The organism is Dyella sp. AtDHG13, from assembly GCF_003201105.1.
Classification (GTDB): domain Bacteria; phylum Pseudomonadota; class Gammaproteobacteria; order Xanthomonadales; family Rhodanobacteraceae; genus Dyella; species Dyella jiangningensis_B.
The window spans coordinates 250,644-267,720 of the sequence record NZ_QICJ01000005.1 but is presented as its reverse complement, the minus strand read 5'-3'; the positions used below and the strand labels follow the sequence as shown (position 1 = coordinate 267,720).

The window sequence follows — 17,077 nt, the reverse complement described above, 5'->3', positions numbered from 1 at the left end:
TGCCGGCCGGCCCGCCGCCCCGCTGTTCACGTGTCCTAGACCTTTGCGGCATGCGGGCGGGAGTAAACCGTCGTGTCGAATTTCGCGGTGGATCTTCGTCGTCATGGCAAGGGTCCTGTGCCCGACAAACCATCACCCAAGGAGGCATGACGCATGAGCACGCGATTCCAGCGCATCACCCCGTTTCTCTGGTTCGATCATCAGGCCGAGGAGGCCGCGCAGTTCTACGTGTCGATCTTTCCGCAGTCGCGCATTTTGGCGACCACGCGCTATACCGCGTCGAGCGCGCAGGCTTCCGGGCGTGCCGAGGGTAGCGTGATGACGGTGGATTTCGAACTCGACGGCCAATCGATCACCGCGCTGAACGGCGGACCGGTATTCCGATTCAACGAGGCCATGTCGCTGGTGGTGCACTGCCGCTCGCAGGAGGAAATCGATTACTACTGGGAGCGTTTGCTGGAAGGCGCGGCTGACAAGAAAGGCCAATGCGGCTGGATCAAGGACCGCTTCGGCCTGTCCTGGCAGGTGGTGCCGGAGGAGATGATCCAGTGGCTCACCAGTGGCGATGCGGCCAGCATGGAGCGTGTCCAGGCGGCGATCATGCGCATGCAGAAGCTGGACTTGCACGAACTGAGGCGGGCGGCGAAAGGCTGATCGCCGCTGATGGGACTTGGAGCCTGTTCAAGATCTCGCATGCCGCCCATCTCCCTCACCGTCATTCCGGCGCAGGCCGGAATCCAGTAGCGGAAGTGACCGGTTATCGCGTGAAGTAAAAGCAAAGCATGCAGTCTTCCGCGAAAAACCGTGCCCTGATGCCACTGGATTCCGGCCTGCGCCGGAATGACGAGCGAAAAAAAACGCGCGTTATGCGAGATTTTGAACAGGCGCTCAGCCGTCCATCGTGTCAGGCACCCATTCCGCCTTGCGGGTGACGTGCTCGCTCTTGGGCTTGCCCTTGAGCTTGGGCAGCTTGGGCTCGGGAATGCTTTCGTCATGGCGCGGCACCTGTTCCAGCAGGTGCCGGATCAGGTTCACGCGTCCGCGCTTCTGGTCGTTGTAGTCGACCACGAACCACGGCGCGTTGGGCCGGTGCGTGCGCTCGATCATCACGTCGCGCAGGTGGCCGATTTCCTCGTACTTGTCGCGCGAGGCAAGGTCGGTGGGGGAGAGCTTCCAGCGCTTGAGCGGATCGCGCGCGCGGTCTTCGAAGCGTTCCTCCTGTTCCTCCTGATCCACGGCCAGCCAGTACTTGAGCAGGATGATGCCGTCGTCGGTGAGCAGCTTCTCGAAAGCAGGCACGGCGGCCATGAAGGCCTTGTACTGCGCCTTGCTGCAGAAGCCCATGGCGGGCTCGATCACCGCGCGGTTGTACCAGCTGCGGTCGAACAGCACGATCTCGCCGGCGTTCGGCAGATGTTGCACGTAGCGCTGGAAGTACCACTGCGAGGACTCCGCCTCGCTGGGCTTGCCCAGGGCGGCGATGCGGTAGCCGCGCGTGTCCATCGACTCGGTGATGGCCTTGATGGTGCCGCCCTTGCCGGCCGCGTCGCGCCCTTCGAAGATCACCACCAGCCGGTGGCCGCTGCGCCGCAGCCAGCGATGCAGGCCGGCCAGTTCCAGTTGAAGTTCGGCCATGGCGTTGCGATAGGACTTTTTCTTCTTGCCCATGGTGCGTCTCCTCAGGATGGCTCCGCGCATTGTGCGTGCTCGCACCGTGCGCGGGGTGAAGAAGTCATCCACGCCGCTGCGTCCTTGCGGGCCGGTTGCGTGGACGCCGCTGGCGGCTCGCTTACAGATCCACGTCCGCTGGCCGGCGACCGATGCGATGGCGTGCGCTCATGGCCTGCACGGCGCGGCGGAAATCCCCCGCGTAGCCCTGCATGTCGAACAACGAGCTCTGCGTGCGCTGCTGCGACAGATGCTGGCGCAAGGTGCGCAGGGCGTCGCGGTCGTTGCCCAGCTGCGTGGCCATGGCAATGAACGCCTCGTCGTCTTCGCACACCAGTTCGGGCAGGCCGAGCTGCAGCAGCAGGCTGGTGGCGACGCGGCCGGCGAAGGTGCGGCCGGTGGAGGTAAGCACGGGGCAGCCCGCCCACAGCGCGTCCGATGCCGTGGTGTGCGCGTTGTATGGCAGCGTGTCGAGGAACAGGTCCGCGTTGACGTAGCGCGACAGGTATTCGGCATGCGGCAGGCGCGGCAGGAACACCAGGCGCTCCGGCGCGATGCCTGCGGCGCTGGCCGCGGCGCGCAGGCGCTCGTCCGCGCCATCGGGGCCGGACAGCAGCCACAGCACGCTGCCTGGCACCTGCTGCAGCACCAGCATCAGGCGCGCGAAGGCCGCCGGGTTGATCTTGTAGCTGTTGTTGAAGCAGGCGAACACGGTGGCTTCGTCGGGCAGGCCGCATTCGGCGCGCGAAGGCGGCTGGGCCACCACGCGCGTGTTGTCGTTGGGCTGATAGCAGCGCGGCAGTCGCACCAGTTTCTCGCTGACGTGCGGGCGCATCTCGTCGGGGACGATGACCTTGTCGGCGAGCAGGTAGTCCAGCCACGGCGCGCCCATGCTGCCCGGAAAAGCGAGCCAGTTGACCTGCACCGGTGCGGGGCGCAACGCGAACAGCTCGGCGTTGTCGCGGCCGGAGTAGCCATTGAGGTCAAACAGGATCTCCACGCCGGTGTCGTGGATGCGCTGCGCCAGCTGCGCCGGGTTGAGCGCGGAGACGTCGTGCATCGTGGTGGCGGCGGCCAGGCGCGCGCGGATCGAACCGCCGTCGTCGGGCGTGGTGGCGAACAGGTGGATGTCGAGATCGTCGTCGTTGGCGAGCGCCTCGAACATCGCCACCACCAGCAGGCCGGTGGCGTGGTCGTTGAAGCCGTCCGCCACGAAGCCGATGCGGATCGGGTTGTCCGGCGCGGGCTTGGCGTGGGTGAAGGATTGCTGCTTGCGCAGCGGCGCCGTCTGCAGTTCCACGGCGGCGGCGTAGTCCTGCGCGCAACGCAGCAGCGTGGCCGCGTCGACATCTTCGGCGAGCGTGGTGAAGGGGCTGATGGTGCCCGCGCCAGCGGCGACGGCGGCCTGCATGCGCTGGCTGAGCGCGTCCAGGTCATGCCAGTCGCACAGGCGGCGGCGCAGGAACAGCAACTGGCTGAGCGCGCGGCCGTCGTCGGGATTGAGCCGCAGGGCGCGTTCGTAGGCCGCGGCGGCGGCCGGCAGCTGGCCGCCGTCCTCCAGCAACTGGCCCACCGCGAAGGGGTACTGCGGGTTCTGCGGCGATACGCGCTCGGCGAGCAGCCAGGCTTCGGTGGCCTCGGCGTCCTTGCCCTGCGTCTGCAGGATGCGTCCGCGCAACGCGTAGGCGGCGTCGAAGCGCGGATGCAGTTGCAGCGCCTCGTCCGTATGCAGCCGGGCCTGGTCGATGTTGCCCAGCTCCAGCTCGGCGGCCGCAAGGTTCAGGCGCAGGCCGGGGTGGGTGGGCGCGCCATGCGTCGCCATCGCGTAGGACTCGCGGGCGTGCTGGTAGCGGGCCGCGGCCATCAGCGCGTTGCCCAGCGTGAGCAGGATGGCCGGGTGGCCGGGTGACTCGCGCAGCGCGGCGCGCAGGTATTCGATAGCGCCGTCGGCATCGCCGCTGGCGAGCCGGGCGCTGCCGAGATTGCATTTCGCCTCGACGCTCTGCGGGGCCAGCCGGGCGGCCTGCTCCAGCGTCTCCATCGCGTCGGCGTGGCGGCGCAGCTGCATCAGGGTGATGCCGTGCAGGCGCGCCAGTTCGGCATCGTCGGGGTAGTGCGCGCGCGCCTCCGTGGCAGCACGGTCGGCATCGTCGAACGCGCCGCGCTCGATCATCTCGATGATCTGCTGCGCCAGCGCCTGGGAAGAGGGGGTGAAGAGGTCAGTCATCCCGCCAAACTAGCGCAGGGCGGCGTGGCTGCCAATCCGCCACGCGGAGATCGTGAACAGGCTCCTAGGGCTCAGCCGGCGGTGAGCGCCTTCAGTTCGTCCGCCTGGTTTTCCCGGGTGAGGGTGTCCACCAGTTCGTCCAGATCGCCCTGCAGCACTTCGGGCAGGCGGTAGAGCGTCAGGTTCACACGGTGGTCGGTGATGCGGCCCTGTGGGAAGTTGTAGGTGCGGATGCGCTGGCTGCGGTCGCCCGAGCCCACCTGCAGGCGGCGCGACTCGGCCTGCGCGGCGGCCTGGCGGCTGCGTTCGTCGTCCAGCAGGCGGGCCTTCAGCAGGCTCATGGCGCGGGCGCGGTTCTTGTGCTGGCTGCGCTCGTCCTGGCATTCGACCACGATGCCGGTGGGCAGGTGGGTGATGCGGATGGCCGAGTCGGTCTTGTTGACGTGCTGGCCGCCCGCGCCGGAGGCACGGAAAGTGTCGGTCTTGATGTCCGCGGGGTTGATCTCGATGTCGTCGATCTCGTCCATCTCCGGCAGGATCGCCACCGTGGCCGCCGAGGTATGGATGCGGCCCTGCGATTCGGTTTCCGGCACGCGCTGCACGCGGTGCGTGCCCGACTCGAACTTGAGCCGCGAATACGCGCCCTTGCCTTCGATGCGCGCCACGATTTCCTTGTAGCCGCCGTGTTCGCCGGGGTTCTCGCTCAGCACTTCCACGTGCCAGCGGCGACGCTCGGCGTAGCGCGCGTACATGCGGAACAGATCGCCAGCGAAGATGGCCGCCTCGTCGCCGCCGGTGCCGGCGCGCACTTCGAGAAACAGATTGGCCTCGTCGCGCGGGTCCTTGGGCAGCAGCAGGATCTGCAGCTCGTCGTCCAGTTCGGCGAGGCGGCTCTCCAGGCGACCGACGTCGTCCTGCGCCATGTCACGCAGTTCCGGGTCATCGAGCATGGCGCGGGTTTCGGCCAGTTCGCGCTCGGCCTGGTCGTGTTCGCGCAGCGAGCTGGCCACGGGTTCGAGCTGCGCGTATTCGCGCGAGAGTTCGCGGAAGCGGCTGGTGTCGGCCAGCACATCGGGCTGCGCGAGCAGCAGTCCGATTTCTTCGTGGCGTTCGGCGAGGGATTCGAGCTTGCGGCGAATGGAAGGCGTCATGGGCGAGAAACGAGCGGAGAGGAGTGAGGGACGAGAGAGGGCGCGCGTGGCGCGGAGGCGTTCTCTGTTTCCTCGCTACTCTTCACTCACTTCCGGCTTCTCGGTGATGCCGTACAGGCGGCCGGCCGCATGCAGCAGGTCCATGTCGCCGCTCATCGCCGCTTCGCGCAGGCGCGCGCTCGGGTGATGCAGCAGCTTGTTGGTGAGGGTGTTGGCGAGGAAGGCCAGGGCTTCCTCCGGCGACTTGCCGCGCGCGAGCATGGCGCGGGCCTTGTCCAGCACTTCGTCGCGGTAGACCTCCGCGTGCTGGCGCAGGTCCACCGCCGGATTGCGCAGCGAGAGCGCGCGGCGCCATGCCATGTAGCGCTCGACCTGCAGGTCGATGATGGCGTCGGCCTCGTTCGCGGCGGCCTGGCGCGAGCGGCGGTTGTCGTCGATCACCTGGTGCAGGTCGTCGATGCCGTAGAGAAACACGTCGTCCAGCTCGCCGACCGACGGCTCGATGTCGCGCGGCACGGCGATGTCCACCATGAACATCGGCTTGCGCCGCCGCGCCGCCACGGCCTTCTCGACCATGGCGCGCGTCACGATGGGCTGGCGTGCGGCGGTGGAGCTGATGACGATGTCCGCCTCGGCAAGATGCTGCGGCAGGTCGTTGAGCGAAATGGCGTAGCCGCCGCAGCGGCTGGCCAGTTCCTGCGCATTTTCCAGCGTGCGGTTGGCCACGATCAGGCGGCGCACCTGCTTGTCCACCAGGTGCCGCGCGGCCAGTTCGATGGTGTCGCCCGCACCGATCAGCAGCACGCAGGCCTGGCGCAGGTCCGCGAACACCTGCTCGGCCAGGCGCACGGCGGTGAAGGCGACGGACACGGTGTGCGCGCCGATGCGGGTGTCGGTGCGCACGCGCTTGGCTACGGCAAAGGTGTGCTGGAGCAGGCGTTCCATCGGGGCGCGCAGCGCCTGGGCATCGCGGGCCTGCTGGTAGGCGTCCTTCACCTGGCCGAGAATCTGCGGCTCGCCCAGCACCATGGAATCCAGGCCCGTCGCCACGCGGAACATGTGACGCACGGCCGCATCTTCGTCATGGCGATAGAGGAACTCGTCCAGCTTGCCCGGAGTCAGTTGATGGTGGCGGCTGAGCCAGGCTTGCGGCACGTCCTCGGCTCCAGCCGCGACGCTCACGTAGAGTTCGGTACGGTTGCAGGTGGAGAGGATCATCGCCTCTTCCACGCCGGGCTCGCGGGCAAGCGCCAGCAGCGCCGGCCCGGTGGATTCCGCATCGAACGCCACTTGTTCGCGCAGGTTGACCGGCGCGGTGAGGTGGTTGAGCCCTAGGGCGATCAGCTTCATGGTTCGATTCGGAGCGGGGGACATCCGGCAGCGTAAACTAGCGGTTAGCGACGACCGTTCTACAGTGTGGATACGGCCGTGTCACGGACGGATGAGCGGAGAATAGTGTGCTGAGCAGGTGGTCCAAGTTCAAGCAACTGCGGCATTTTGCGGCTGGCGGCGCGATCGCGCTGGCACTGGCGGGGTGCGCCACCGTCTCGGGCACGTCGGGACACGCGTCGGCCAGCGACAAGCAGCCCTTGGGCAAGCTGGTGGTGGCGGTTCCCGACCAGGACCACGACCTGATGGCCCAGCTGCTCGCCGGCGAGATGGCGCTGTCGCGCACCGATCTCAAGGCGGCGTCCCAGGCCTACGGCCGCGCGGCTCAGCTGTCGCCCGATCCCAAGGTGGCCGAGCAGGCCGCGGCCCTGGCCATCGCGGTGCGGGACGCCGACGCCGCGCAGGCCGCGATCGCCCGCTGGCAGGCACTGGGCGCCAAGCCGGCGCCGCTGGCCCAGGCGCGGGCGCAGCTGGCGCTCAGCCAGGGCAACACGGAGGAGGCGCGCCGCCAGTTGGAGATCCTGGTGGGCACCGGCGATCCGGACGCCTGGCGCCAGTTTGGCCGCGTGCTGGTCAGCAGCCGCGATGCCGCGCAGGCCGCCCAGCTGCTGGAGGCCATTGCCACGCCCCAGCGCCTGCCCAACGACCCGCAGGCCTGGCTGGCCATGAGCGAGCTGGGCGACAAGCTGGGCCGCCATGCCTATGCGCTGCAGATCGCGGAAGCCGCCGTGAAGCGTTTCGGCACGGGCGAAACCTATGCGTGGCTGGGCCAGATGAAGTACCACGACGGCGACCGCGTGGGCGCCAAGGCCCTGTTCGACAAGGCCATGGCCAAGGACCCGAAGAACACCCAGATGCGCCTCGCCTACGCGACCCTGCTGGGGCAGGGGGGCGATTACACGGCGGCCGCCAAGTTGCTCGACAACGGCCCGCAGGATGCGGACACCTACGCCATGCGCGCCGCGCTGGCGGCTCGCGCCAAGGACACCAAGACCATCAACCGCCTCTACAACCAGCTGCAGCATTCGCCCGAGGACGTGCGCCAGGGCAGCGCCTACCTGCTCGGGCAGATGGCGGAAATGCTGGACAAGAAGGAAGAGGCGCTGAAGTGGTACGACCAGGTGGCCGACGATGACGACCACGCGTTCGACGCCGACCTGCGCAGCGCGATCCTGCTGCAGGACCTGGGCCGCAGCGCCGAGGCGCACGAGCAACTGGCGCAGATGCAGACCGACTACCTCGACCAGCCCGCCATGCTTCGCCGCACCTACGAAGTGGACGCGGAGCTCTACATGGACGAGCAGCAGTACGCCCAGGCGGAACGTGCGTTCAGCCGCGCGCTGCAGGTGACGCCCGACGACCCGGCCTTGCTCTACGGCCGTGGCCTGGCCTATGCCGAGGCAGGGCAGACCGATCAGGCGGTGAACGATTTCCGCCACCTGCTCCAGCTCAAGCCCGACGACACCGACGCCTCCAATGCGCTGGGCTACACGCTGGCCGACGCCAACCGCGACCTGCCCGAAGCGCAGCGGCTGATCGAGCAGGCGCGCGCGGCGCGCCCGGACGATCCGGCCATCGCCGACTCCTGGGGCTGGCTGCAATACCGCCTGGGTCACCTGGATCAGGCCGAGCAGGCCCTGCGTGGTGCGTGGACCGCGCACAAGGACGCGGACGTCGGCGTGCACCTGGGCGAAGTGCTGTGGAAGCAGGGCCGCCAGGAAGACGCTCGCCGCGTGTTCGACGAAGTCCGTAAGATGGATCCGCAAAGCGTCAACCTCCACAACACCCTCAAGCGCCTCAATCCATGAAGCTCCCCATTCGCCTCCTCGCGGCCGCCTTGCCGCTGCTGCTGGCCGCCTGCGTCCACAAGGAAGCCGTCCGCTCGCAACCCAAGGCCGACTACGCGAGCTTGCTCAACGAGCAGCGCGCCCGCGAACACCTGCTGGCCAAGACCGACCATTGGGTGCTGCAGGGCAAGATCGGCGTAGTGGCCGAGGTCAACGGCAAGAAAGACGGTGGCAGCGGCACGCTCACCTGGACCCAGAACGGCAGCAGCTACGACTTTGTGGTGCGCGGCCCGGTGGGAGCCAAGAGCTTCAAGCTCAGCGTGTCGCCGGAGTGGGCGGTGCTCGAAGGCCTGGACGGCGGCCCGCGGCGCAGCACCGATGCGGAAACCGTGGTGCAGAACGCCCTGGGCTGGCATGTGCCTCTGCGTGACCTGCGCGCCTGGGTGCTGGGCGTTCGCGCCGACAGCGGCCCGGCCGACCTGACCTTCGGCAACGACGGCCTGCCCTCCACACTGACGCAGGACGGCTGGACCATCTCGTACCCCGCCTGGGACACCACGCGCGAGCCGGCCGTGCCCACCAAGATCTTCGCCAGCAATCCGCCGTATTCGGTGCGTTTGTCGGTGGAGTCCTGGAACATCCAGTAATCCCGGGGTTTTCCCTCTCCCCTCCGGGGAGAGGGCAGGGTGAGGGGACCATCTTGCGGCGAGGGTGACCATGGAGCCGGGCTCCGCAGCCGCGTTCCCTTTTCAGATCGAACTCCACTCTCCCCTGGTAGGGAAGCCAAGAGCACGCCATGACCTTCCATATCGAACGCGCCCGCCCCGATCAGGTCGACGCCTTGTGCGCCATCGAGCGCGCGGCGGTCGAGCTATTCCGCGGGCACAAGGCCTGGCCGTCCTATCGCGAGGTGTCGGTGCCGCCCGAGGTGATGCGCGAGGCCATCGCCCGTGGCCTGGTCTGGGTGGCCGTGATCGGTTCGGGCGAGCCGGTCGGCTTCATCTGGCTGGACGCGGAGGAGGGCGGCGACGCCATCGGCGTGGCCGAGATGGACGTGCTGCCCTCGCACGGCCAGCGCGGCATCGGCGCCGCCTTGCTGGAGCACGCCTGCGGCTGGGCGAGCATGGCGGGCTATCACCGCGTCGACCTGGGCACGCTGGCCGACGTGCCGTGGAACGCGCCGTTCTACGCGAAGCACGGCTTCCGCATCGTCGACAAGAACCTTCCGGAATTTGCCTTCGCCCGCGAGCGCGACCGCGAGAACGGCTTTCCGGACGACCTTCGCGTCTTCATGAGCCGGCCGCTCGCGCCGCCGGACCTGGCCGACTGGACCGTCTGGCCGGCGCCCGCCAAGGTGAACCTGTTCCTGCGCATCGTCGGCCGCCGGCCGGACGGCTACCACGAGCTGCAGACCGTGTTCCGCCTGCTGGACTGGGGCGACGAGATCCGCCTGCGCGTCCGGCACGACGGTGAGATCCACCGGCTGACCGACGTCCCCGGCGTGCCCGCCGACACCGACCTGGTCGTGCGCGCGGCGCGTCTGCTGCAGCCGCATGCCCCGGAGGGCGCGGGCGTGGACATCGAGGTGGACAAGCGCATCCCCATGGGCGGTGGCCTGGGCGGGGGCAGTTCGGATGCCGCGACCGTGCTGGTGGCCCTCAATCGCCTGTGGACCGCCGGGCTGGACGAGGACACCCTGGCCGAGCTGGGCCGCCAGCTGGGCGCCGACGTGCCGGTGTTCGTGCGCGGGCGGTCGGCCTGGGCCGAGGGCATCGGCGAAAAACTGACCCCGCTGAGCCTGCCGCCGCGCTGGTACGTGGTGCTGGATCCCCACGAACACGTGCCGACCGGGGCACTTTTTCAAGCGTCTGAATTGACACGAAATGCCCCGCCCGCCACAATTTCATCCTTTGCTTCGGGCGAAACGGTCGAGAACGCGTTCGCGCCCGTGGTTCGCGCGCGACATCCGCGCGTGGCCGCGGCGCTGGACTGGCTCGACAAGTTCGGCCGGGCAAGGCTTTCCGGCAGCGGTGCGTGTGTTTTCCTGGAAACGGATTCCGTGGAGCGCGCCGAAGCCATCGCGGAGCGGTGTCCCGCCGGTTTCACGGCCCACGTGGCCAAGGGCGAGGACGTTTCTCCGCTGCATGTCGCCCTGGCGCGCTTTCGTGGCGCCGGCGAGGGCGGAAAGTAAGAAAATCCAGTTGTTACTGGGGCGTCGCCAAGCTGGTTAAGGCACAGGATTTTGATTCCTGCATGCGAAGGTTCGAATCCTTCCGCCCCAGCCATTTCCACATGGCTAAAACAGGTTCTTCAGAGATGACCCTCGACATTTCCGGCCCGATGCTTTTCACCGGCAATGCCCACCGCGCACTCGCCGAGGACGTCGCTCAACGTCTGGGCGTGCCGCTGGGCAAGGCGCTCGTCAGCACGTTCAGCGATGGCGAAGTGCAGGTGGAAATCGAGGAGAACGTCCGCCGTCAGGAAGTGTTCGTGCTGCAGCCCACGGGCGCGCCGAGCGCGGAGAACCTGTTCGAACTGCTGACCCTGGTGGACGCGCTCAAGCGCGCCTCGGCGGCCAGCGTCACCGCGGTCATCCCGTATTTCGGCTATGCCCGCCAGGATCGTCGCCCGCGCTCGGCGCGCGTGCCGATCACGGCGAAGATGGTCGCCAAGATGATCGGCACCGCCGGTGTGGATCGCGTGCTCACGGTGGACCTGCACGCGGACCAGATCCAGGGCTTCTTCGACATCCCGGTGGACAACGTCTATGCCTCGCCGGTGCTACTGGCGGACATCTGGCGCAACTACAGCATGGACGACCTGATCGTGGTCAGTCCGGACGTGGGCGGCGTGGTGCGTGCGCGTGCCATGGCCAAGCGCCTGGACGATGCCGACCTCGCCATCATCGACAAGCGTCGTCCGAAGGCGAACGTCGCCACCGTGATGAACATCATCGGTGAAGTCGACGGCAAGACCTGCGTGCTGGTCGACGACATCGTCGACACCGCCGGCACCCTGTGCGCGGCCGCCGCGGCGCTCAAGGAGCGCGGCGCCCGCAAGGTGGTGGCGTACTGCGTGCACCCGGTGCTGTCGGGCGCTGCGCTGAAGAACATCGAAGGCTCCCAGCTCGACCAGCTGGTGGTCACCAACACCTTGCCGCTGCGGCCCGAAATCGCCGCGTGCAGCAAGATCCGCCAGCTCTCGGTCGCCGAGCTGCTGGCGGAGACGATCCGCCGCATCGCCTTCGGCGAGTCGGTGAGCTCGCTCTACATCGATTGATTCCGGAGGGAATGGGGAGTCGGGAATAGGGAATGGGTAAAAGCAAAGCGCGGTGCCTGCTCTTCCTATTCTCTATTCCCGATTCCCTGTTCCCTCCACAACAACGGCTCCCCTGGTCGCGGGGGAGTCGCATGACCGTCGCGAGGCGGTTCACTACTGATAGGCAATACCCACATGGCTACGACTCATGAAATCAAGGCTACGGCCCGTAATGACGAGGGGAAAGGTGCGAGCCGCCGCCTGCGTCATGCCGGCTTCGTGCCTGCCGTTGTCTACGGTGCCGGCCAGGCCCCGCAGAGCATCCAGATCGAACACAACACCATCCTCCTGTCGGCCAAGCACGAGTGGTTCTTCTCCTCAGTGCTCGACCTGAACGTCGATGGCAAGGTGCAGAAGGTGCTGGTGCGTGACTGGCAGAAGCACCCATACAAGCTGCAGATGCTGCACATGGACTTCCAGCGCGTCGACGAGAACGCCGCCCTGCGCGTCAACGTGCCGGTGCACTTCCTGAACCAGGAAAAGTCCCCCGCCGCCAAGACCTCGGGCGTGGTGATCTCGCACAACCTGACGGAAGTGGAAGTGTCCTGCCTGCCGAAGGATCTGCCGGAGTTCATCGAACTCGACCTGGCCGACCTCAAGCCGGGCGACATCATCCACCTGTCGCAGCTCAAGCTGCCCAAGGGCGTGGAAATCGTCGCCCTGCACCTGGGTGCGGACCACGATATCGCCGTCGTCACCGCCAACACGGTGAAGGAAGAAGTCGAAGAGACCCCGGCCGAGGGCGAAGCCGCTCCGGCGCCGGAAGCTCCCAAGAAGTAAGTCGCTGCGGCCCGCGCTCGTTGGAGCGCGGGCCGCCACGATCTTATGGCGGGTCTGCGACTCATTGTCGGGCTGGGCAACCCCGGTGCCGAATATCTCCGAACCCGGCACAACGCCGGGTTCTGGTTTGTGGATGCCCTGGCGTCAGGGCAGGGCGAGCGCTTCGGTTTCGACGGCAAGCTGCATGGCGAAACCTGCAAGGTCCGCATCGGCGGCGAGCCGGTATGGCTGCTCAAGCCTTCCACCTTCATGAACAAGAGCGGCATCGCCGTGGCTTCGGCGCTGCGCTATTACAAGATCGAACCGGCCGAATGCCTCGTCGCGCATGACGAGCTGGATCTCGATCCGGGCACCGTCCGAATGAAGTTCGACGGCGGCCATGGCGGCCAGAACGGCCTGCGCGACATCATCGCGCACCTGGGGCACGCCAAGTTCCATCGCCTGCGCGTCGGTATCGGCCACCCCGGACACAAGGACAAGGTCACGCCGTGGGTGCTCGGTCGTCCGTCCGAGAAGGACGAGGGCGCCATCATCGACGGCATCGCGCGCGCGCTCGACGTGCTGCCACTGGCGGTCGATGGCCAGTTCGACAAGGCCATGCAACAGCTCCATACCGCAGGGAAGTAGGGCATCGGAACAGGAAGCGTTAGAGCGCTTCCGTTTCTGGTCTTACTATTTCCCTTTCTCTATTCCCCATTCCCGGATCAACCCCATGGGCATCAAATGCGGCATCGTCGGCCTGCCTAACGTCGGCAAGTCCACCCTGTTCAACGCGCTGACCAAGGCGGGCATCGCCGCGGCCAATTTCCCGTTCTGCACCATCGAGCCGAACGTGGGCGTGGTGCCCGTGCCGGATCCGCGCCTGCAGGCGCTGTCGGACATCGTGAACCCGCAGAAGGTCATTCCGACCGCCGTGGAGTTCGTCGACATCGCGGGCCTGGTGGCCGGTGCGTCGAAGGGCGAAGGCCTGGGCAACAAGTTCCTCGCGCACATCCGTGAGGTGGACGCCATTGCCCACGTGGTGCGCTGCTTCGAGCACAGCGACATCATCCACGTGGCCGGCAAGGTCGACCCCATCGCCGACATCGAGACCATCGACACCGAGCTGGCCCTGGCCGACCTCGATTCCGTGGAAAAGGCCCTGAACCGTGCCGAGCGCTCGGCCAAGGCCAACGACAAGGACGCCATCGCCAAGAAGCCGGTGCTGCAGAAGCTCGCCGCCGGCCTCAACGAAGGCAAGACCGCGCGCAGCCTGGGCCTGGACGACGAGGAAAAGGCGCTGGTGCGCGACCTGTTCCTGCTTACGCTCAAGCCGCTGATGTACATCGCCAACGTGCGCGAAGACGGCTTCGAGAACAACCCGCACCTGGACGCCGTGCGCGCCCGCGCGGCCGCCGAAGGCGCCGAAGTGGTGCCGGTGTGCGCCGCCATCGAGGAAGAGCTCTCGCAGCTGGACGACGCCGACCGCGACGAGTTCCTCAAGGACCTGGGCCTGGAAGAGCCGGGCCTGAACCGCGTGATCCGCGCCGGCTACAAGCTGCTCAACCTGCAGACCTACTTCACCGCCGGCGTGAAGGAAGTGCGCGCCTGGACCATCAAGCGCGGCTTCACTGCACCGCAGGCCGCGGGCGTGATCCACACCGACTTCGAGCGCGGCTTCATCCGCGCCGAAACGATGAGCTACGACGACTTCATCCAGTACAAGGGCGAAGCCGGCGCGGCGGCGGCGGGGCGTCTGCGCAAGGAAGGCAAGGATTACGTCGTGAAGGATGGTGATGTGCTGCACTTCCTGTTCAACGTCTGAGCCAGGCGTTCCGTGCAGGACAAGAAAGCCGCGCATTGCGCGGCTTTCTTGTATCTGGCGGCTTGCTAGAACGCCGTTTCAGCGATGGTGCTCCGCGTATTCCCGCGCCCATTCCTCCATCGTGTTGAGCACGCGCAGGGCGGTGGCGAGTTCTTCCTGCGGGGCGTTCGTCCCCCGCCTTCAACGAGCTGTTCCATGCCTCAGGTTGGATTTTCCTCGGGTGGATCGTGTTCGTATGGCTCACGCGTCCGCCGTTCCGGGCCAAGTCCAACGCTGGCGCGGGCGCGCACTGATTCTTGTGCCCTGCGCGGCACGCGTGCTGTGATGGGGCATGGCAGACATCCGCCTGCGAATTGCTCATGCCGATGACGCGCCGGCCGTGTCGCGGCTGATGCGTCGCGTTGCACGCCGCTGGATCATGCCTAACCAGCCGCCCGTGGCGGTGATCGCCCTGGAGGAATCGCTGGGTGCGCGGATCATCCGGCAGCGCATGGCGGCAGGGCTGCGCTTTCATCTGGCCTTTGTCGACGGCGTGCTGGCGGGCGCGGCCGCGGTGCGCAACAACAGCCATATCGTGCATCTGTTCGTCGGTACGCGATACCAGGGGCGAGGGATTGCGCGAAAACTTTGGGAGCATCTGCGCAAGGACTGCCAACGCCGCGCAGGTACCCAGGTGTTCACGCTCAATGCGGCGGCCGGGGCGGTTCCGGTCTATCGGCATTTTGGATTCGTATTTGACCGTGATCCGTCGCGCCCGCGCGGCAAGGTGGTGTCGGTGCCCATGATCTATCGCGACGATGGGGCATCGCAGCGCAAGGGACGTTTCGACAGCGCCTCGCGGACCGGCACAAGAGCGGCGGGCGAATCGGTAAGCACGGCATCCAGGCCAAGGCAGGCGGCGTCGCGGTAGGTCGGCGCATCGTTCACTCCAATGGCCATCAGGTCCTGCCCGGTTTGCTGGCGGAAACACGCGACCGTGGCTGGCGTCCAGAAGGTGGCGGAGACTTTCGTGCGTCCTTCGCCCAGGGTAAAGGCCTCCGTTACGGTTACGTCGCGCCGCCACTCGAAGGCGGCGGGAGCGCGGGGAATAGGTGCCCCGTCGCAGCGGTTTTCCAGCAGTACGTCGAGTAGTCGCTGACGCGTGGTATCGCGCGGCTCGAACAGGCGGGCCTGCGGATGGCGCGCAAAAGCCGCCTGATAGGCCGCGTCAGTGGAGTAGAGCGTGACGCGGGACCACGCCTGTTCCTCGGTCAGTACACGTGCGACGGCCTCCGCCTGCGGTGCGGCGGGTAGGGCTTTCATGTCCAGGAATACGGGAACGCCCGGCGGAATGGCGCGCAGGGCGTCGCGCAGGCTGGGCACGCCAACGGCATGCTGCCGATAGGGATAATCGCCATGGGCATCGTGGAACTGCCAGCCGGCATTGAGCGCCGCCAGTTGCGTGGCGGTGGCCTGCGCCACCGGGCCATGGCCATTGGTCTGGGCGCTAAGGTCGGCCGGGCGATAGAGCACGGGTATGCCATCCGAACTCAACTGCACGGTAAGCCACATGGCGTCCGCGCCATGGGACAGCGCCAGCCGTATCGCCTCCAGCGTGTTTTCCGGCGCGTCGGCCGCTCCGCCGCGATGGGCGACGATCCGTGGCAGCTGTGTTGGTGCGGCATCCGGGCGCACGGGCTGGCAGGATGCGAGCGCCGCGCCCGCCAGCAAGGTGAGGACCATGCGGAACGTACGATTCATGGCGACGATTTCAGGAAAAGAACCCGCATCTTGCGGCCTGCCGGCGGGCGCGTCAGTAGCGGCAGGCCCCGCCAAGGCGTGGGTGCGAGGCGATCCGTGGACGGTATCCGGGGCATGATCGAGGGCGCATAATCGCGCCCTTAGTTTTCACAGAGCGCCTTTTCCATGCCCGGCAAGCAACACGAAGTGAACTTCCGTTTCCTGGCCCAGCCGACCGACGTCAACTTCGGTGGCAAGGTGCACGGCGGCATGGTGATGAAGTGGATCGACCAGGCCGGCTACGCCTGCGCCGTGGCCTGGAGCGGCGCCTATTGCGTCACCGCCTCGGTCAGCGGCATCCAGTTCGTGAAGCCCATCCTCATCGGCGACATGGTCACCGTGCGGGCGCGTTTGATCCATACCGGCCGCTCCAGCATGCACATGGCCGTGGACGTGCTGGCGCGCGACCTGCGCAGCGACGAGCATCGCCTGGCGACCAGCTGCGTGATGGTGTTCGTGGCGCTGGACGCACCCGACGGCAAGCCCACGCCGGTGCCCGCCTGGCAGCCGCGCGACGAGCACGAGCGCCAGCTGCAGGAGCAGGCCATGAGGCTCATGAACCTTTCCAAGGAGATGGAGCAGCTTGTTGATGCGCACGTGGCGGAAGGCCTCTGAGGGACGCATCTGATTCGGTGAAAAAAATCGCGGGAAAACGTCAATTTTCCCGTGGAAGGTGTTGACAGCTACCGGGCTGATCCACACAATAGCCGTTCTTTGTTGGAGGGATACCCAAGCGGCCAACGGGGGCAGACTGTAAATCTGCTGGCTTACGCCTTCGGTGGTTCGAATCCACCTCCCTCCACCAGACGATTTCCGCAAAGGCTGATTCAACCAGGCGGGAGTAGTTCAATGGTAGAACCTCAGCCTTCCAAGCTGATGGTGCGGGTTCGATTCCCGTCTCCCGCTCCATTGAAGTCGTCTTAGGTGTTTTTTGTGCTCATGTAGCTCAGTCGGTAGAGCACTTCCTTGGTAAGGAAGAGGTCGCTGGTTCGATTCCAGTCATGAGCACCATCTCACCGCGGTCCGCGGGTATCATTCCACTTTTTCATCATTTGACTCCATCGGGGTTTTAGACGTATGGCAAAGGGTAAATTCGAACGCACCAAGCCGCACGTCAACGTCGGCACGATTGGTCACGTGGACCACGGCAAGACGACGCTGACGGCTGCGCTGA

14 protein-coding genes, 4 tRNA genes and 1 pseudogene are annotated in these 17,077 nt (G+C 66.7%); 14 read left to right on the top strand and 5 right to left on the bottom strand.

The genetic code is table 11. The annotated features are described in order from the left end of the window. Positions 1-153 precede the first annotated feature (153 nt). Positions 154-654, top strand: a complete 501-nt coding sequence (locus BDW41_RS11155) for a VOC family protein (RefSeq protein WP_074547413.1) — start codon at positions 154-156, stop codon at positions 652-654. Between the two features lie 234 nt (positions 655-888). On the opposite strand, the gene ppk2 is transcribed toward BDW41_RS11155, so the two are convergent. The 4 genes from ppk2 to hemA all read right to left on the bottom strand — a co-directional run bounded on the left by ppk2 (position 889) and on the right by hemA (position 6,396). Next, positions 889-1,668 carry a polyphosphate kinase 2 gene (gene ppk2 / locus BDW41_RS11150; protein ID WP_074547414.1) on the bottom strand — a complete coding sequence of 260 codons (780 nt, stop codon included), beginning with the start codon at positions 1,666-1,668 and terminating at the stop codon, positions 889-891. A gap of 121 nt (positions 1,669-1,789) precedes the next feature. Then, positions 1,790-3,895: a tetratricopeptide repeat protein gene (locus tag BDW41_RS11145; protein ID WP_074547415.1), complete on the bottom strand. Its 2,106-nt coding sequence runs from the start codon at positions 3,893-3,895 to the stop codon at positions 1,790-1,792. 71 nt (positions 3,896-3,966) lie between these two features. After that, positions 3,967-5,046: a peptide chain release factor 1 gene (gene prfA, locus BDW41_RS11140; RefSeq protein ID WP_074547416.1), complete on the bottom strand. Its 1,080-nt coding sequence runs from the start codon at positions 5,044-5,046 to the stop codon at positions 3,967-3,969. 75 nt (positions 5,047-5,121) lie between these two features. Then, on the bottom strand, positions 5,122-6,396 hold the full coding sequence (hemA, locus tag BDW41_RS11135; protein WP_074547417.1) for a glutamyl-tRNA reductase: 1,275 nt from the start codon (positions 6,394-6,396) through the stop codon (positions 5,122-5,124). Positions 6,397-6,503: 107 nt separating this feature from the next. On the opposite strand from hemA, the gene BDW41_RS11130 reads away from it, so the two are divergent. The 9 genes and pseudogenes from BDW41_RS11130 to BDW41_RS23680 form a co-directional block, all read left to right on the top strand. Further along, positions 6,504-8,243 (top strand): tetratricopeptide repeat protein, encoded by a 1,740-nt coding sequence (locus BDW41_RS11130; RefSeq protein WP_083337556.1) that lies wholly within the window; start codon positions 6,504-6,506, stop codon positions 8,241-8,243. Beyond that, positions 8,240-8,869: a lipoprotein insertase outer membrane protein LolB gene (gene lolB, locus BDW41_RS11125; protein ID WP_074547418.1), complete on the top strand. Its 630-nt coding sequence runs from the start codon at positions 8,240-8,242 to the stop codon at positions 8,867-8,869. Before BDW41_RS11130 ends, lolB begins: the two co-directional genes overlap by 4 nt. Before the next feature lie 149 nt (positions 8,870-9,018). Then, positions 9,019-10,413 (top strand): 4-(cytidine 5'-diphospho)-2-C-methyl-D-erythritol kinase, encoded by a 1,395-nt coding sequence (gene ispE, locus BDW41_RS11120; RefSeq protein WP_074547419.1) that lies wholly within the window; start codon positions 9,019-9,021, stop codon positions 10,411-10,413. A gap of 17 nt (positions 10,414-10,430) precedes the next feature. After that, positions 10,431-10,507 (top strand) — tRNA-Gln (locus tag BDW41_RS11115). A 31-nt stretch (positions 10,508-10,538) separates the two neighbouring features. After that, positions 10,539-11,501, top strand: coding sequence for a ribose-phosphate diphosphokinase (locus tag BDW41_RS11110; protein WP_233496838.1), 963 nt, complete (start codon positions 10,539-10,541; stop codon positions 11,499-11,501). A 174-nt stretch (positions 11,502-11,675) separates the two neighbouring features. After that, positions 11,676-12,320: a 50S ribosomal protein L25/general stress protein Ctc gene (locus BDW41_RS11105; RefSeq protein WP_074547420.1), complete on the top strand. Its 645-nt coding sequence runs from the start codon at positions 11,676-11,678 to the stop codon at positions 12,318-12,320. A gap of 45 nt (positions 12,321-12,365) precedes the next feature. Beyond that, the gene (gene pth, locus BDW41_RS11100) at positions 12,366-12,947 is read left to right on the top strand and encodes an aminoacyl-tRNA hydrolase (RefSeq protein ID WP_074547421.1); all 582 of its coding nucleotides are present in this window, start codon (positions 12,366-12,368) and stop codon (positions 12,945-12,947) included. Positions 12,948-13,032: 85 nt separating this feature from the next. Further along, positions 13,033-14,124: a redox-regulated ATPase YchF gene (ychF, locus tag BDW41_RS11095; RefSeq protein ID WP_074547422.1), complete on the top strand. Its 1,092-nt coding sequence runs from the start codon at positions 13,033-13,035 to the stop codon at positions 14,122-14,124. A gap of 331 nt (positions 14,125-14,455) precedes the next feature. After that, positions 14,456-14,899, top strand: a pseudogene (locus BDW41_RS23680) (GNAT family N-acetyltransferase); the annotation flags it as partial. A gap of 11 nt (positions 14,900-14,910) precedes the next feature. On the opposite strand, the gene BDW41_RS23925 reads toward BDW41_RS23680, so the two are convergent. Beyond that, on the bottom strand, positions 14,911-15,864 hold the full coding sequence (locus BDW41_RS23925) for a glycerophosphodiester phosphodiesterase family protein (protein ID WP_074547424.1): 954 nt from the start codon (positions 15,862-15,864) through the stop codon (positions 14,911-14,913). A gap of 165 nt (positions 15,865-16,029) precedes the next feature. On the opposite strand from BDW41_RS23925, the gene BDW41_RS11080 reads away from it, so the two are divergent. The 4 genes from BDW41_RS11080 (at position 16,030) to BDW41_RS11065 (ending at position 16,914) form a co-directional block, all read left to right on the top strand. Further along, on the top strand, positions 16,030-16,518 hold the full coding sequence (locus BDW41_RS11080) for an acyl-CoA thioesterase (protein ID WP_074547425.1): 489 nt from the start codon (positions 16,030-16,032) through the stop codon (positions 16,516-16,518). Positions 16,519-16,622: 104 nt separating this feature from the next. After that, positions 16,623-16,708 (top strand) — tRNA-Tyr (locus BDW41_RS11075). A 30-nt stretch (positions 16,709-16,738) separates the two neighbouring features. Further along, positions 16,739-16,812, top strand: a tRNA-Gly gene (locus BDW41_RS11070). 26 nt (positions 16,813-16,838) lie between these two features. After that, a tRNA-Thr gene (locus BDW41_RS11065) sits at positions 16,839-16,914 on the top strand. Positions 16,915-17,077 lie beyond the last annotated feature (163 nt).

Excerpts from the sequence above, each read along its gene's own strand:
- BDW41_RS11155 (WP_074547413.1), top strand. The coding sequence starts at position 154 with ATGAGCACGCGATTCCAGCGCATCACCCCGTTTCTCTGGTTCGATCAT.
- ppk2 (WP_074547414.1), bottom strand. The coding sequence starts at position 1,668 with ATGGGCAAGAAGAAAAAGTCCTATCGCAACGCCATGGCCGAACTTCAA.
- BDW41_RS11145 (WP_074547415.1), bottom strand. The coding sequence starts at position 3,895 with ATGACTGACCTCTTCACCCCCTCTTCCCAGGCGCTGGCGCAGCAGATC.
- prfA (WP_074547416.1), bottom strand. The coding sequence starts at position 5,046 with ATGACGCCTTCCATTCGCCGCAAGCTCGAATCCCTCGCCGAACGCCAC.
- hemA (WP_074547417.1), bottom strand. The coding sequence starts at position 6,396 with ATGAAGCTGATCGCCCTAGGGCTCAACCACCTCACCGCGCCGGTCAAC.
- lolB (WP_074547418.1), top strand. The coding sequence starts at position 8,240 with ATGAAGCTCCCCATTCGCCTCCTCGCGGCCGCCTTGCCGCTGCTGCTG.
- ispE (WP_074547419.1), top strand. The coding sequence starts at position 9,019 with ATGACCTTCCATATCGAACGCGCCCGCCCCGATCAGGTCGACGCCTTG.
- BDW41_RS11110 (WP_233496838.1), top strand. The coding sequence starts at position 10,539 with ATGACCCTCGACATTTCCGGCCCGATGCTTTTCACCGGCAATGCCCAC.
- BDW41_RS11105 (WP_074547420.1), top strand. The coding sequence starts at position 11,676 with ATGGCTACGACTCATGAAATCAAGGCTACGGCCCGTAATGACGAGGGG.
- pth (WP_074547421.1), top strand. The coding sequence starts at position 12,366 with ATGGCGGGTCTGCGACTCATTGTCGGGCTGGGCAACCCCGGTGCCGAA.
- ychF (WP_074547422.1), top strand. The coding sequence starts at position 13,033 with ATGGGCATCAAATGCGGCATCGTCGGCCTGCCTAACGTCGGCAAGTCC.
- BDW41_RS23925 (WP_074547424.1), bottom strand. The coding sequence starts at position 15,864 with ATGAATCGTACGTTCCGCATGGTCCTCACCTTGCTGGCGGGCGCGGCG.
- BDW41_RS11080 (WP_074547425.1), top strand. The coding sequence starts at position 16,030 with ATGCCCGGCAAGCAACACGAAGTGAACTTCCGTTTCCTGGCCCAGCCG.